Origin of the sequence: Nostoc sp. (assembly GCF_036917435.1) — a bacterium.
Taxonomy (GTDB): domain Bacteria; phylum Cyanobacteriota; class Cyanobacteriia; order Cyanobacteriales; family Nostocaceae; genus Nostoc.
The window spans coordinates 85,959-100,816 of the sequence record NZ_JBALDM010000012.1 but is presented as its reverse complement, the minus strand read 5'-3'; the positions used below and the strand labels follow the sequence as shown (position 1 = coordinate 100,816).

At 42.5% G+C, this 14,858-nt stretch carries 16 protein-coding genes; 11 read left to right on the top strand and 5 right to left on the bottom strand.

Translation table 11 applies throughout. The annotated features are described in order from the left end of the window. Positions 1 to 17 precede the first annotated feature (17 nt). Positions 18 to 356, top strand: a complete 339-nt coding sequence (locus V7K98_RS05070) for a hypothetical protein (protein WP_335019739.1) — start codon at positions 18 to 20, stop codon at positions 354 to 356. Between the two features lie 317 nt (positions 357 to 673). Here V7K98_RS05070 and V7K98_RS05065 read toward each other — a convergent pair whose 3' ends face one another. From V7K98_RS05065 to V7K98_RS05050, 4 genes are all read right to left on the bottom strand, one after another. Beyond that, on the bottom strand, positions 674 to 1,876 hold the full coding sequence (locus tag V7K98_RS05065) for an FtsW/RodA/SpoVE family cell cycle protein (RefSeq protein WP_335019738.1): 1,203 nt from the start codon (positions 1,874 to 1,876) through the stop codon (positions 674 to 676). Between the two features lie 491 nt (positions 1,877 to 2,367). Continuing rightward, positions 2,368 to 2,664, bottom strand: a complete 297-nt coding sequence (locus tag V7K98_RS05060; protein ID WP_335019737.1) for a DUF7734 family protein — start codon at positions 2,662 to 2,664, stop codon at positions 2,368 to 2,370. A gap of 37 nt (positions 2,665 to 2,701) precedes the next feature. Beyond that, the gene (locus V7K98_RS05055) at positions 2,702 to 3,298 is read right to left on the bottom strand and encodes a DUF3177 family protein (RefSeq protein ID WP_335019736.1); all 597 of its coding nucleotides are present in this window, start codon (positions 3,296 to 3,298) and stop codon (positions 2,702 to 2,704) included. A 564-nt stretch (positions 3,299 to 3,862) separates the two neighbouring features. After that, entirely contained in the window at positions 3,863 to 4,108 is a 246-nt protein-coding gene (locus V7K98_RS05050; RefSeq protein WP_335019735.1) for a Calvin cycle protein CP12, read from the bottom strand. Positions 4,109 to 4,471: 363 nt separating this feature from the next. Between V7K98_RS05050 and V7K98_RS05045 the strand changes: the two genes are divergently transcribed. Both V7K98_RS05045 and kdpA (V7K98_RS05040) read left to right on the top strand, forming a co-directional pair. Beyond that, entirely contained in the window at positions 4,472 to 5,707 is a 1,236-nt protein-coding gene (locus V7K98_RS05045) for an FIST signal transduction protein (RefSeq protein ID WP_335019734.1), read from the top strand. Between the two features lie 349 nt (positions 5,708 to 6,056). Beyond that, positions 6,057 to 7,802: a potassium-transporting ATPase subunit KdpA gene (gene kdpA / locus V7K98_RS05040; protein ID WP_335019733.1), complete on the top strand. Its 1,746-nt coding sequence runs from the start codon at positions 6,057 to 6,059 to the stop codon at positions 7,800 to 7,802. On the opposite strand, the gene V7K98_RS05035 is transcribed toward kdpA (V7K98_RS05040), so the two are convergent. Then, positions 7,799 to 7,954, bottom strand: a complete 156-nt coding sequence (locus tag V7K98_RS05035; protein ID WP_335019732.1) for a hypothetical protein — start codon at positions 7,952 to 7,954, stop codon at positions 7,799 to 7,801. The genes kdpA (V7K98_RS05040) and V7K98_RS05035 overlap by 4 nt on opposite strands. Here V7K98_RS05035 and kdpB point away from each other — a divergent pair. The 8 genes from kdpB to V7K98_RS04995 all read left to right on the top strand — a co-directional run bounded on the left by kdpB (position 7,948) and on the right by V7K98_RS04995 (position 14,840). Then, positions 7,948 to 10,089, top strand: coding sequence for a potassium-transporting ATPase subunit KdpB (kdpB, locus tag V7K98_RS05030; protein ID WP_335019731.1), 2,142 nt, complete (start codon positions 7,948 to 7,950; stop codon positions 10,087 to 10,089). The two genes, V7K98_RS05035 and kdpB, sit on opposite strands and share 7 nt — an antisense overlap. A gap of 6 nt (positions 10,090 to 10,095) precedes the next feature. Next, positions 10,096 to 10,365 carry a potassium-transporting ATPase subunit F gene (locus tag V7K98_RS05025; RefSeq protein WP_335019730.1) on the top strand — a complete coding sequence of 90 codons (270 nt, stop codon included), beginning with the start codon at positions 10,096 to 10,098 and terminating at the stop codon, positions 10,363 to 10,365. Continuing rightward, on the top strand, positions 10,365 to 11,003 hold the full coding sequence (gene kdpC / locus V7K98_RS05020; RefSeq protein ID WP_335019729.1) for a K(+)-transporting ATPase subunit C: 639 nt from the start codon (positions 10,365 to 10,367) through the stop codon (positions 11,001 to 11,003). Before V7K98_RS05025 ends, kdpC begins: the two co-directional genes overlap by 1 nt. A gap of 213 nt (positions 11,004 to 11,216) precedes the next feature. Further along, positions 11,217 to 11,582, top strand: a complete 366-nt coding sequence (locus tag V7K98_RS05015; RefSeq protein WP_335019728.1) for a TrkA C-terminal domain-containing protein — start codon at positions 11,217 to 11,219, stop codon at positions 11,580 to 11,582. A 4-nt stretch (positions 11,583 to 11,586) separates the two neighbouring features. After that, on the top strand, positions 11,587 to 12,096 hold the full coding sequence (locus V7K98_RS05010; protein ID WP_335019727.1) for a hypothetical protein: 510 nt from the start codon (positions 11,587 to 11,589) through the stop codon (positions 12,094 to 12,096). 66 nt (positions 12,097 to 12,162) lie between these two features. Further along, positions 12,163 to 12,561 (top strand): hypothetical protein, encoded by a 399-nt coding sequence (locus V7K98_RS05005; protein WP_335019726.1) that lies wholly within the window; start codon positions 12,163 to 12,165, stop codon positions 12,559 to 12,561. Between the two features lie 31 nt (positions 12,562 to 12,592). After that, entirely contained in the window at positions 12,593 to 14,293 is a 1,701-nt protein-coding gene (kdpA, locus tag V7K98_RS05000) for a potassium-transporting ATPase subunit KdpA (RefSeq protein ID WP_335019725.1), read from the top strand. A gap of 37 nt (positions 14,294 to 14,330) precedes the next feature. Beyond that, positions 14,331 to 14,840 carry a pentapeptide repeat-containing protein gene (locus V7K98_RS04995; protein WP_335019724.1) on the top strand — a complete coding sequence of 170 codons (510 nt, stop codon included), beginning with the start codon at positions 14,331 to 14,333 and terminating at the stop codon, positions 14,838 to 14,840. Positions 14,841 to 14,858 lie beyond the last annotated feature (18 nt).

Genomic DNA, 14,858 nt, shown 5'->3' with positions numbered 1-14,858 from the left:
AAACATCATACTGTTTTATGAATCCGTTATCGCCCTCATCACTAGTAATTCATCGTCTTATTCACCGCAGTTTGATTAAATACGGTTCTATCAGTATTGGTAGTGCGTTTTTGCTGCTTAGTACTAACACCAACCAAGCGTCAACCAACAATTCTTGGTTGGATAAATTTACCGCCATAAACTGGATAGTACAAGCAAAACACGGCGGATTTCATCAGGCGATGTCTACGACGGGCTGCGCCTACGCCACTGATATTTACAAAGACCACAGTTTAGGTGTCAGCATTAAAATAGGTGGTATCCAGGTTCCCCGTGGTACTCAATTCTTGATGACAGATGCGGTAGATTTTCTATAGGTTATGGCATTGGTGCCATGAACGCCATAATACAAGCTATTCCCAAAATCACAATTGCAGCAATTTTCTAGAAAGATCCCCAGTGTCTCATCGCCCATCCCAACAAAGCAACTAAACTCTTATTGACCTCAAAGGAAAGTCCATTTGTATACTCTACTTCTGCTAACATTTCTTATTGACCTGTTTTGAAAGCGAAGTCCGGTTTTACTGATGGGGTGCAAATGCAATGATTGTAAGAATCGTATACTAATTACCCGGACTCGATATTGTTATGTCTTTAATAATCTATTTAATTCCAGTAAAAAGCTTTTGTTAGCTCAATTCCTGGTTTTATCAAAACCTCGATGTCTGCGCCCATTTACAAGTAGGGGTTTTCGCAACGGTACTACCTCAGCCTCATTACTCTCGCGTGCTACCCGAATCAGCAACCCAGCAGCTATTAAGCTAGCAATCATAGAATTACCACCATAACTAAACATGGGCAAAGGTAAGCCTGTAGTTGGTAGAGAACCTGTAGCCACACCAATATGGAGCAATGATTGTCCTACCATCACAATTGTCACGCCGATCGCTACCAATCGATGCACTATATTTTTAGCCTTCAGTGCCACAATTAATCCAAGAGTAGCGAATGTAGCTAAAAGTGCTAACAACACTATACTGCCAACAAAGCCAAACTCCTCAGCGAACACGGCAAAAATAAAATCGGTATCCTGAATTGGTAAATAAAACAGCTTTTGTTGAGAAAGCCCAAACCCGGCTCCCCAGGTTCTACCAGAACCCACAGCTAGTAGACTTTGCACCAACTGGTAGCCATCTCCTGTAGCATCCGCCCAAGGATTGAGGAATGACATCACCCGCTTACGTTGATACTCTTTTATGCTAATACTGAGTACTGCCAACATCACTCCGCCAATTGCTGTGCCTCCCAGGTACTTGTAAGGTAAGCCAGCTGCTAGAGCAATTAGCCAAATAGTCATGCCGCAAAGTGCTGTTGTACTTAAGTTAGGCTGGGCAAGAATTCCTAAAAGTACCAGACCGAAAATACCCAACCAAGCCAAGCGAACCCGCCAACTAATTCGTTCCCACTGACCAAAAAGCCGCGCACTTTGCAGCACCAAAAAGGGTTTAATTAATTCTGAGGGTTGAATCGGAATTGGCCCGATCGCAATCCAACGGGCTGCATCAAAAGCTTTTTTTCCCAATCCTGGGATTAGTGTGACGAAAATTAATCCCAAAAACAGCAACAAAAACCAATGGGATACTCCTAAAATTTTCTGCAACGGCAAATTAACAATAATATTGAATCCGATTAGGGAAACGAAAACCCAAAGCAGTTGACGCTTAAAGTAGTACAGTCCATCATTCTGACGGGCATCAGCGACAGGATAGGATGCTGAAAATAGCATTATCAAGCCGACAAACAGCCAAATCAAGGTTAACCAGCGCAATAACCGCGCTTCTAGTGCCCAGTTGGAGACTGAACTATCAAAAATTGGAATCAGGCGGCGTAGATTCACGAGCAGTACAGGTAAAAAATTAAGAATTAGGAGTTAGAAATAAAACTCATAAATCATAACTTATAACTCATAAGTAAGTCTTTAAAACCATAAATCTTAGAGTTACAGCGTATTGCGGGTAAATGAAGTACACGGGTAAGGGCACAACATGTTGTGCCCCTACGATGATCTGTACTGCAATCTGCTGTATTAACCTCAATACACCGCTAGTTCAATATTTCTGACAAATTGCTTTGGCTATGCCCGCCATACCGTTAGAGGGAAGTAAGCTACGCATAACGGCATGGCTAAATGTACGCACAACTATTTTATACACTAATTACAACACGTTAAAATAATTCAGAATTCCGAGAGTTAAAAGAAGAAAGTGATCAATCTCTCTCCCGCACTGCAAGCATTACTGAACACTCACAATTCACGCCTAATGTGAATTAGAAAAAAAATGACATAATTGAGTAACTATTTCGGCAAAATTACGAATTACGAATTAATCAGACTCCCACTTCTGATAATAGAGCTTCCATAGCTTCCCAAGAAAGTCCTTGCTGAATATAACGAGGTGCTTCAGGATTATAAGGACTGGCTACTCGGTCAATATTGAGGATAATTGCCCCATCTGGTAGAACTGGTACATCTGCATCAAATGCTGTTGGACGCATCAAAGAACTAGAAAAGCCTTTGAAAATAGCAATTGTATCTTGCTTATCGGCAATTTCCACTATTACAAGTAGGACTTCCTTGGGGCGTTTAGCCGTGTATTGTTCCAGTCGCTTACCAATGGAATTCATTTTTTTTAAAAGTATGGGTATAGTTGCGTAGCGACAGTTATTGTGGTGAGGCCGAACGTCCCTGCTTGCCCAGCTTAATCAAAACAAAATAGCTTAAGTAAACTACATAAATTACTAAACTAGTTATCCCAAGAAAACCTAAAAACTCAGCTTTGCTATTAGCATGAAAATATTCTTTGAATAACAATGGAATCTCGAACCAAACGCTACAATAGGCAGTCTTCATCATATTGCCAGAAAAAGCACAACCCAAAAATGGGATAAACGCTAGTGTACCCAAAATACAATAAACAGTTGTAGCCCAGCGCCAAGAGGTAAAAATAAATTTCAAAGCGCCACTAGTTTGATACTCAATTTCATCGTTGATATCCACCCAGAACCACAGCGAAACTACGATCAAAATCTGAGCCATCAATCCAGAGATAAAGCTAACTGGATACTGGGCAATCATTAAGTAAATGGTGATTGCGACCAGGCTTGATACTCTCCAGTATATAGTCAATAAGCGTTGTATACCTTCTGCTTTTTGCACAAATGCCCAAATCAGAAGAATTAGCGGAATAATTACCAGAAATAATACTGCTAGTCGGTAATCAATCCAGACGAAAGGGCGAAACCAAACGTTATAGTCCATAGTTTTTCTCAAACGATAAATAAAACAATTTAAACTAAAAGCAAGTATCCATAACTGACAAACCTGTAAGCTATTAGCTAGCTAGTAGTCTATCTATATTACAAACAGTTTAATCAAAGCACAAAATCTCGCCTCAAGACTGCGCTCTAATCTCTTGGTGGAAGCAAGTGGCTACCCAATTTATACCATTTCACACAATTTATGCTATAAAAACGTTTGTAGGGGCATACAGATGTACGCCCCTACAGCCAACTCATTTGTTGCAAAGATTTTTGGAAAAGCTATTACATGGTAAATTGTTTAATTTACTTTCCTAAATCTCTCTATTTGGCAAAAAACAAGCAACTCAAAGATCCTCAACTTAGATTTTGCACCTACTTGTAGTAGCATCAGGGAGCCTAGTGAACTATCCCGCCGTAATACGGACGGCGCTTCCCAATTCGTCGGGAATAGCCTCAAGGACTCTGTAGTTCCGTTGGTCTGACATTCCCTTATTACTTTTTTACTCAGCACTCAGCACTGTTTCGGTGACAAACGAATAGAAAATTTACCTAATTTGAATTTCTAGTCGTCATAAACCCGGCATTCAATTGCATCTGGATTGTCATCACAATACTGTTCTAGAGAATTTTTTGGCTTGCTTTGGCGCTTGTGGGAAGCTTCAGCTTGCATTTCTTCTACTGCATCCCAAGCAGCAGCACACTCTGGTGAACTGCTACCGCTAATGTCACAGACAGTACGCGCTTGTTCTACTTCTTCTTGGATCTTATCTTCGATGCCGCTCTTTGCTGTTTCTTGGATGTTAGTCATTGCTTTAGTCTCGTTGTGTGTTGTTAATACTAGTATAGAAAAAGTTCAGTAATGGCAGATTTTAGCTTGATTACTAACTATTCTAACCATTCAGTTCATAAGTTAGTACTTTAGCCTATTGATTTATAACCAATACAGTAAACTGCCGCATCAATAATGCATTCATCTTTATTTTTTAAGATTTTGTGGAATTAGTACCATAGATAAACAATCATACAATATATCTAGATGCATCTATTAGGGAATCACAACCCCGGCTTCTTGGGATGGAGGACACAAAAGGCTGGCACTAATTCTTGTAGGATGCAATTCTTCTGAAAATCAAAAACTACTAGCCCAAAAACAGAAAGAAGCTCAAAACTCATGGCAGACCAAATGCAGTGGGCAAATGCCCTATCAACCCGTCATTCTTTAGAAGCCGCCGTTATAGATGTGGTGGAACGAACTGTCTCATCGTTAACAGCACCTGCGGATCTAGGACTGGTATTCATTTCGTCTGCTTTTGCGAGTGAGTATTCCCGATTGTTACCTTTGTTAGCTGATAAACTTTCTGTACCAGTGCTAATTGGCTGTAGCGGTGGAGGTGTTATTGGGACGACACTTGGTGGAGAAACCCAAGAGTTGGAAGCAGAACCAGCTATTAGCTTGACTTTAGCACATCTTCCAGGAGTGAAGATTCAAGTCTTTCATGTTGTTGCTGAAGAATTACCTGACTTAGATAGTTCTCCAGATGCTTGGGTTGATTTGATTGGTGTGCCAGCATCACCGACACCTCAATTCATTTTGCTGTCTAGTTCTTTCGCCTCTGGAATCAACGATTTGTTGCAGGGGTTAGATTTTGCTTATCCAGGATCGGTGATTGTGGGAGGACAGGCGAGTGGTGGAGGTATGGGTGGCCGTGTTGCCCTTTTTTGTAATGAGACTGATGGCGAGGAACACCAAAGCCTGTATCGTGAGGGAACTATCGGTATAGCTTTAACTGGCAATATTGTTTTGGAAACGATTGTTGCCCAAGGATGCCGGCCAATTGGCAAACCATTGCAAGTTACAAAAGCCGATCGCAACATTATCTTAGAGTTAGATGAGCAAGTGCCGCTAGTTGTATTGCGAGATTTGATTGCTAGTCTCAGCGAACACGAACGAACTTTAGCACAGCACTCTCTGTTTGTTGGCGTGGCGATGGATGAGTTTAAGCTGGCTTTGCAACAGGGAGACTTTTTAATTCGTGGTATTCTTGGGGTCGATCCAACAGCTGGGGCGATCGCAATTGGCGATCGCGTCCGTCCAGGTCAAAGGCTGCAATTCCACCTGCGCGATGCCCAAGCCTCTGCTGAAGACCTAGAACTACTCCTCCAAAGTTATCAAACCCAACGAGAATCTGAACCCTCTGCCGTCGCTGCTTTAATGTTTGCCTGTCTGGGGCGAGGTGAAGGCCTCTATGGTAAACCGAATTTCGATTCTGAACTATTTCGCCGCTACCTCAGCGATATTCCTGTAGGCGGCTTTTTCTGTGGTGGTGAAATCGGCCCTGTTGGTGGCAGAACCTTCTTACATGCCTACACTTCCGCATTTGGAATTTGTCGCCAAAATCAGTTATGAGTTAGACTGCTGACTTTTAGCGGTGTTCAGATCCCCAACTTCGTAAAAGTTGTCGGGGATCTAATTTTTTAGAAATGACCTAACTGTGCTTCTATATTTGCAGATATATATCAAGATAAACTTTTTGAATATTTGTATATATATAAATATATTTATGATGTAGGCTAGTTTAAATATTAATTTATACCTTGTATTCTTTAACAAAAAGTTAGATGATTGATTGGGAAAGCCCATAGTTATAGGTTAGCTGATAATAATGCCAATATAATTGATTATTTTTTCTGATTCGTGGGCAGGAAACATCTGATATTCATCTGAAATTTATTCATGTCGGAGTTTAAATAATCCAATGCTACAAGGATGGATTCAAATTGCATTAACGCTACTAATTATAGTAGCAATTACTCCATTTTTTGGGCGCTACATGGCGCGTGTCTACCTAGAAGAAAGGACTTTTCTCGACCCAGTTTTGAATCCGGTTGAGAGACTGCTTTACGCCTTGGTTGGCGTTACAGGCAAAGAAAATATGACGGGCTGGCAGTATGGGCGAGCAATCGTCTATAGCAACGTAGTAATGGGGTTGCTGCTTTTCTTTATCATTATGAATCAGGGATGGTTGCCCCTCAATCCCAATGGAATAAATGCCCCGACTTGGGATACAACGCTGCATACTACTATCTCCTTTATTACTAATACCAACCAGCAGCACTATTCTGGTGAAACCTACCTCAGCTATGCTAGCCAAATGTGGGGACTGGGTTATCACATGTTCACCTCTGCTGGCACTGGTTTGGCGGTAGGAATTGCTTTTATTCGGGGATTGACGGGTAGATCGTTAGGCAACTTTTATGTAGACCTAATTCGCTCAATTACCCGAATCTTGCTGCCCATTTGTATCGTGGGTGGGATTGTGATGATAGCTGCTGGCGTTCCCGAAACCCTGGCGGGTGTAGCTGTCTTCCCTACCTTGGAAGATCCGAATATTAGTCAGGCGATCGCACGTGGCCCTGTTGCCCATTTTGAAATTATCAAGCAATTAGGCGAAAACGGCGGTGGCTTTTTCGCTATCAACTCAGCACATCCATTTGAAAATCCCAGCGCATTTACGAATTTAATTCAGATCGTGGCCATGCTTTCGATTCCCACGTCCCTGATCTACACTTATGGTTTGTTTGCCAATAACACTAAACAAGCGTGGTTACTCTACGGTATGGTCGGTGTTATTTTTCTAGGATTTCTGATTGTCACTGCAATTGGAGAATACAACGGCAATCCTGCTGTAAATACACTTTTGGGTAGTCAGCAACCGAATCTAGAGGGTAAAGAAGTCCGATTTGGTTGGGCACAATCGATATTATTTGCGGTAAGTACAACCGGAACTATGTGCGGCGCAGTTAATAGTTTTCACGACTCATTCATGCCCACAGGTGGTTTTATCTTTCTATCTAATATGTTCCTGCAAATCATGTGGGGTGGACAGGGTACAGGAACAGCTTACTTGTTTGCCTATAGCATTCTGGCGGTATTCGTCACAGGTTTGATGGTAGGACGCACGCCAGAATTTCTGGGACGCAAGATTGAAAAGCGGGAAGTCGTACTTGCTAGCTTCTTGATTTTGCTAGTTCACCCCATTGCTATTTTAATTCCGGGGGGAATCGCCTTAGCTTTCCCTGACCAATTGGCAGGGATTAGTAATCCTGGCTTTCATGGATTTTCTCAAGTGATTTACGAATATGCCTCAGCTGCTGCGAACAACGGTTCTGGGTTTGAAGGTTTAGGAGATTCACAACCTTCTCCATTCGCGATCGCTACAGGGACAAAAACAACTGTAACCGCTTTGTGGTGGAACTTGAGTACCTGCTTCAGTTTACTAGCTGGACGCTATATCCCAATTTTAGGTTTGCTGTTATTAGCAGATAGTATGTCTCGCAAGCAAGCTGTTCCTTACACCACAGGTACATTGCGAACCGACACCGGACTATTTACAGGCGTTACCGCAGGCGTGATTTTAATCTTGGGCGCACTTACATTCTTCCCAGTGCTGGCATTAGGCCCCATCGCAGAAGCCTTTTTTATCGCCAAAGGCATCGGCTAGGGAGGGGGGAGTGGGGGAGATGAGGGAGATGAAGGAGAAAGAATAACTAAATATTCAATTCCCAATTCCCAATGCCCAATTCCCAATTCCCAATTCCCAATTCCCAATGCCCAATGCCCAATTCCCAATTCCCAAAATTTAATATATGCCAATTACTACTGATTCTCCTTCAGCCCGTACTCCATCTGGAACTCGTGACTCGCGCAGGCACACCCCCAAGGCAGATATGCGGGGACTTTACCAAAGAGCAATTCGTGAGTCGTTTCTCAAGCTAGATCCTCGAATTACTGTCAAAAACCCAGTTATGTTTGTTGTCTGGGTGGGGACAATTGTCACCTTTTTAGTAACCCTCAACCCAAATCTGTTTGGAACAATCCAGGCAGATACCAACCAACAACGCTTGTTAAATGGTTTGATTACCTTCATTCTCTTTTTCACCCTCGTTTTTGCCAACTTTGCCGAAGCCGTAGCTGAAGGGCGCGGTAAAGCACAGGCTGATTCACTGCGATCGACGCGATCGGATACGATCGCTAATAAAATCCTCCCTGATGGTTCTATCCAACAAGTCAATTCGACGGAACTGCGACGGGGCGATTTGGTAAAAGTGAGTGCAAATAATATGATTCCCTCTGATGGGGATGTAATTAAAGGCATCGGCTCAGTGGATGAGTCGGCAATCACTGGGGAATCTGCACCGGTACTGAAGCAACCAGGTACAGATATTGCCAGTTCAGTCACAGGAGGTACACGCCTGCTCTCAGATGAGTTGACAATTCGGATTAGTGCCGATCCTGGTCAAGGCTTTATCGATCGCATGATTGCCTTGGTAGAAGGCGCAGAACGCAGCAAGACTCCCAACGAAATTGCTTTGACGGTATTGTTGGCAGTGTTAACGCAGGTGTTCTTGATTGTAGTATCAACCATTCCTCCTTATGTGAGCTACATCGCCAACTTTATCAGTACGGCTTTTGGCCCGGAAGCGGGAAACAATTTACGGACTGGTGGTAGCGTTGCGATTCTCATCTCGCTACTAGTAGCTTTGATTCCCACAACTATCGGTGGTTTGCTCAGTGCCATCGGGATTGCAGGGATGGATAGAGTTGCTCAATTCAACGTCATTGCTACCTCTGGTCGAGCAGTAGAAGCTTGCGGTGACATCAACACCTTGGTGCTAGATAAGACAGGCACGATTACCTTGGGGAACCGGATGGCTGATGAGTTTATTCCTTTGGATAATCACTCATTAGAAGAGGTGGCGCGAGTCTCCCTAGCTGCTAGCTTGTTTGACGAAACGCCAGAAGGCAAGTCAATTGTAATATTGGCAGAAAAGTCTCAGGTTGCGGTAGATTTTAATATCGACAAAGCCGAAGGTGTGGAATTTTCGGCGAAAACCCGGATGAGTGGCACAAATCTACCCGATGGCAAACAAATTCGTAAAGGAGCAGTGGATGCTATTAAAGGATTTGTCCGTTCTCGTGGTGGTAACGTTAGTGATGATGTAGACGTAGCTTATGAGCGAGTTTCCCGGTTAGGTGGTACACCTTTAGCTGTTTGCCAAGATGACAAAATTTATGGTGTTATCTACCTTAAAGATATTGTCAAACCTGGTCTAAGAGAACGATTTGACCAACTACGCCGCATGGGTGTTCGCACCGTTATGCTCACAGGTGACAACCGCATTACCGCTTCGGTAATTGCTGAAGAAGCTGGGGTGGATGATTTCATTGCCGAAGCGACTCCAGAAGACAAAATTGAGGTGATTCGCTCCGAACAATCTCAAGGTAAACTGGTGGCAATGACCGGGGATGGTACTAACGATGCACCTGCTTTGGCTCAAGCAAACGTGGGTGTGGCGATGAACTCTGGGACACAAGCTGCCAAAGAAGCTGCTAACATGGTGGACTTAGACTCTGACCCCACGAAGCTAATTGACCTAGTAACCATAGGTAAACAGTTGCTAATTACCCGTGGAGCCTTGACAACATTCTCCATCGCCAACGATATTGCCAAGTATTTTGCCATAATTCCGACTATCTTTGCAGCTTCTGGAATCGGCGCACTTAATATTATGGGATTAAAGAGTGCCCAATCTGCGATCGTCTCGGCGCTGATTTACAATGCTTTGATTATTCCAGCACTAATTCCGCTAGCACTCAAAGGGGTAAAGTTTTTACCTTTAACAGCAGATCAACTACTACGTCGCAACATTTTGATATTTGGTCTTGGTGGTATCGTTGCTCCCTTTATTGCTATCAAATTGATCGATATTATCTTACCTTTGTCTTAATTTACTATGAAACCCGTTCATACCCGCCGCACTATCCTTGCATCCCAAGTAGTTGAAGAAATAACTGATATCTGGTGTCAATGGCGTAGACAAAAGTTGCCACTGTATTTGTTCTTGGCAATGTGTTTCAACCTAGTGGTTGCACCTCTAGTATATGCAGCTACTGGTGAAGAACTTTCCCGCAGTCAATCTTGGGGATTGGGGCTGTTAGGAATGGTGACGCTAGGGCTTTCCATCTATTTATTTTTTGTAATGTTTGTACCGGAGAAATTCTAATGAGTTTTGCACGTGAAGCTAGCAGAGCTATTCGTTCTACTTTAGTACTCTGGGTAATAGGTGCGATTATTTATCCTTTTGCGATGATTGTCATTGGGCAGACTGTGTTTCCGTTTCAAGCAAATGGCAGTCTACTGAAAAATAGCGCAGGGCAAATTGTGGGTTCTGCTTTGATTGGTCAACCTTTTACTAGCGATCGCTATTTTAACAGCCGTCCCAGTAGCACCAGCTACAGTACAGCCGACCCCAAAAAGGACGATGGCGGAGTTTTGAAAACTGGAGTTTCTGGTGCTAGTAACTTGGCTCCCAGTAATCCCGCATTGCTGGAACGCATCAAAGGTAAAGACGATCCAGACCCCACCAAAAAAATTGAAGGCGATTTGCCTCGTCTGAAAAAAGCAGGTGTACAGCCCACTGGCGATCTAGTCTACACCTCTGGTTCCAGCCTTGACCCCCACATTACCCCAGAAGCTGCGATCGCGCAAATTGCACGAGTAGCGAAGGCCCGAGGATTTCAGCCGAACCAACTAGAAACTTTAATTGCCCAAAACACCGATGGCCGTTTTCTCGGCATCTTTGGTGAACCTGGAGTTAATGTGTTGAAGCTGAATTTAGCTCTGGATGGAGTTAAAAAATAAGTCTCTACTGCTCAAAATTATTATTGAAGGATTCAGATCCCCGACTTCGTAAAAGTTGTCGGGGATCTTGTTTTTTAAATAAGCCTATATCTCTAAATATATGCTTATTTAAAAATATCTAATACATTTTATATATCTATAAAATATATCTAGGAAAAAATATTTTATGTGTAAAATGTTGCACAATAATATTTAGAGTTAAAAAAATATTTCGTGTTGACAAACAAAAAATCTTTAGAACCAAGCTTGTTTGGTGTTTTAATCCAAGCTAATAGTATTTACGGCGGCATTCATTTAACTGAGATTCAGTTGCCCGATAAATGCGCTTTTTTAGGAATTCTAAGACAGAATCAAGTCCTTTCAGCAACAGATAATCCTACTATTTTTGTAGGGGACTACATTTTAGCCATAGCAACCCATCCGATGATGATTCCTGCTCTAAAAGTCACTCTTAAGAAAATTCATTCTGTGTACTATTCCCTCAACAGTTGCTTGCTAGAAGCTCGACCAACAGTCAGTCAATCTGTTAATGCATATGACTCAGATATACCAAATACTTTCAATTCCATATATTTTTAAATAAATGAACATTTACTTCTTTTCTTATCATGCACCTGACCCAAATATGATTAAAGATTTAGGTGCTACGATTACAACCCAATTTAAGGGCGAAATTAGCGATATTCACTCTAAAGGCAATCAGATATTTTTTATCGAAACTCTGTTTATGGGTGGGCAAAGAATTAGAGCCAGTCATACTATTCCCACTGAATCGATTGTGATTGTTGAAGCTCCACCCATATTACAAGGAGATTGGTTAGCAGCAGGAGTTTCTACACTTTTGGTTACTCGGATGAAGCCAGAAACTACTGCTTGGGGTGCTGTTGTCCTGAACTATTGGAGATTAATCCAGATTCATCAGATTGAAATTATTACTTCTCTTTGGAGCGGTAATACCAATACAGACACAGTTAGCGAACGGGCAGCAAGTGAAGCAAAGTTACAAACAGTCAATACTTATAATTCATTTTCAATAGCAAATTTGTTCCAAAAACTGAGATGGAAACCAAGCAAAACAGTAGTTTCTCGCTAGTTTCTGAAGATGTTTAATTAATATGACCTTTACTGAATCTAAGTCTGACTAACTAAAGGTTTTAATATGCATACTTCGGGAATTTTTCAACTTTATATATCTGCCCAAAAAACTGTTCATCAGTCTACCCTGATTGAAGCTAACCTGGGAAATACAACACAAAATAACACCAAACCACAGGGCAGTGATATTCCTTTTGTAGCAGTATTTTTGGCTAATATTTCCTTCATAATTGTTTGTGGAATTGTCGTTTATCTCGTTTCATCTGTCTGCAAAGCACTAGAAGATCCCCCAGAAAATGCGGCGCAAGATAAAGATAAAATAGTCAGCATCAAACATGTACAGCAACATCCCTGTAAAAACTGCCAATTTTTTCATAAAAACTCTTATCTAAAGTGTGCAGTAAACCCCGCTACTGCTCTAACTAAAGAAGCGCTTAATTGCTCTGACTACAGTCCTAAATAGGTGAGTCCATCGATGGCGAAGCTTCCAGATTATGCTCCAAGGTTTTGTACAAATCTTTCTTACCCTGTTCTTGGTTGTGATGTCAGTACCGATCGCAGGACACTACTTAGCTAAAGTCTTCTGTATGGAAAGAACCTGTCTTGATGCTGTAATGAACCCACTGGAGCGCTTAATTTATCTCTTTATAGGTATTGAACCGCAAAAGAGCATGACTGGAAGAGAATATGCGATCGCTCTCCTATCCAGCAATACAGCAATGGCAGTTTTAGCATTACTACTGCTGCTCTTTCAGAGTTTACTACCGTTAAACCCCACCAATTTAGGGATGCCCACTTGGGATACAGCACTGCATACCACTATTTCTTTTTTAGTTGCCGCCGATTTGCAACACTATGTGCCAGAAACCACAATGTCTTACCTGAGCCAGATAACAGCCTTGGGTTTCTTAATGTTTGTTGCGCCTGCCACTGGATTAGCGGTGGGAATTGCCTTCATTCGCGGCTTAACAGGTAGACCTTTGGGTAACTTTTATGTGGATTTGACCCGCTCGATTACGCGAGTACTGCTACCCTTGGCGATCGCTAGTACGGTGTTGTTGATGTTAGGTGGTGTGCCTCAAACCCTTGCTGGCCCAGTAAAATTTACCACCTTGGAGGGAGCAACTCAAGCGATCGCTCGTGGCCCCATTGCCCACTTTGAAAGCATCAAAATGCTGGGCGAGAACGGTGGAGCCTTCTTTGCTGGTAACTCTGCTCATCCCTTTGAAAATCCCAATGGCGGTACAAATTTGCTGCAAGTAGTAGCAATGTTGCTGATTCCCACGGCATTACTTCATACCTACGGGATCTTCATCGGTAACTTAAAACAGACTCGCCTACTGTTTTGGATGGTGTTCGCCATTTTTGTAGTCTTAATTAGCGTAACTGCGATCGCAGAATATCAAGGCAATCCCGCCGTGAATGACCTATTGGGCAGTCAGCAACCCAATTTAGAGGGTAAAGAAGTCCGGTTAGGTTGGGCAGAAACTGCCTTATTTGCCATTACCACAACAGCAACCATGACTGGTTCTGCTAACGGTATGTTTGACTCCCTGATGCCAGCCGGTGGATTTTGTGCTTTGCTCGACCTATTTTTGCAAGTGATTTGGGGAGCGATGGGCACTGGGGCCGCTTCTTTGGTGGTGTATATGTTTTTGGCAGTATTCCTGACTGGCTTAATCGTAGGACGAACGCCAGAGTTTTTGGGACGAAAAATCGAAAAACGGGAAATTACCCTAGCAAGCGTCATTATTCTGATCCACCCACTATTGATTTTGCTGCCTAGTGCCATCACCCTAGCTTTTCCTGACCAACTTGCAGGCATGAGTAATCCTGGTTTTCATGGTTTTACCCAGGTGATTTATGAGTATGCATCGGCTGCGGCGGGTAACGGTTCCGGTTTTGAAGGCTTGGCAGATACCCAACCCGCCCCGACTGCTTTGTGGTGGAACCTGACAACAGCATTTACCCTCTACATGGGGCGGTTTATTCCAATCGTTGCGTTACTACTGCTAGCAGATAGCCTGTCGTGCAAGCAACCCGTACCGATCTCAATCGCAACCCTAAATACAGATACCCAACTATTTACTAGCGTGACTGCTGCCACCATTTTGATTCTGGGAGCATTAACATTTTTTCCTGTTTTGGTTTTAGGCCCTGTTGCTGAAGCCTTTCAAATCGCCATAAAAAGATAAGTTTTAATTTCTCACTTTTAGATTGGAGTTGGCATTTATGAATCTCTTGTTACGACCTTTGATTCCGATGGCATTTTTCCTTACTCCCTCCTTAGTTAACCAAGGCAATGATTTGCTTCGACACCATGTAATTCAACAGCTTCAAGAAACCAGAAAATGTTTTGGCTGTAATTTATCTGGAGTTAACTTTTCTGGGGCAAACTTCCAAAAAGTTGACTTGCGATCGGCAAATCTTCAGGGAGCTAACCTCAAAAATGCTAATCTCCGGTATGCAAATTTAGAGTGGGCAGATATTCGGAATGCAAATCTGCAAGGAGCCGATCTAACTGGAGCTATTCTCAAGAATACATTACTAGCTGATGCTGATTTGCAAAAGGCAAATTTGCAATCATCTAACCTAGAAGGAACCGATTTTAGAAATGCCAATCTTAGCCAGGCTAATTTAATCAAAGCTTCCAAAAATAACGATATCCAGGGTCGTAATTCTACAAATATCTGTGAAACAGTATTGCCAAATGGGACGGTTTCAACTCGCTGTAATCAGTAGCCAGATATCTAAAAGAAA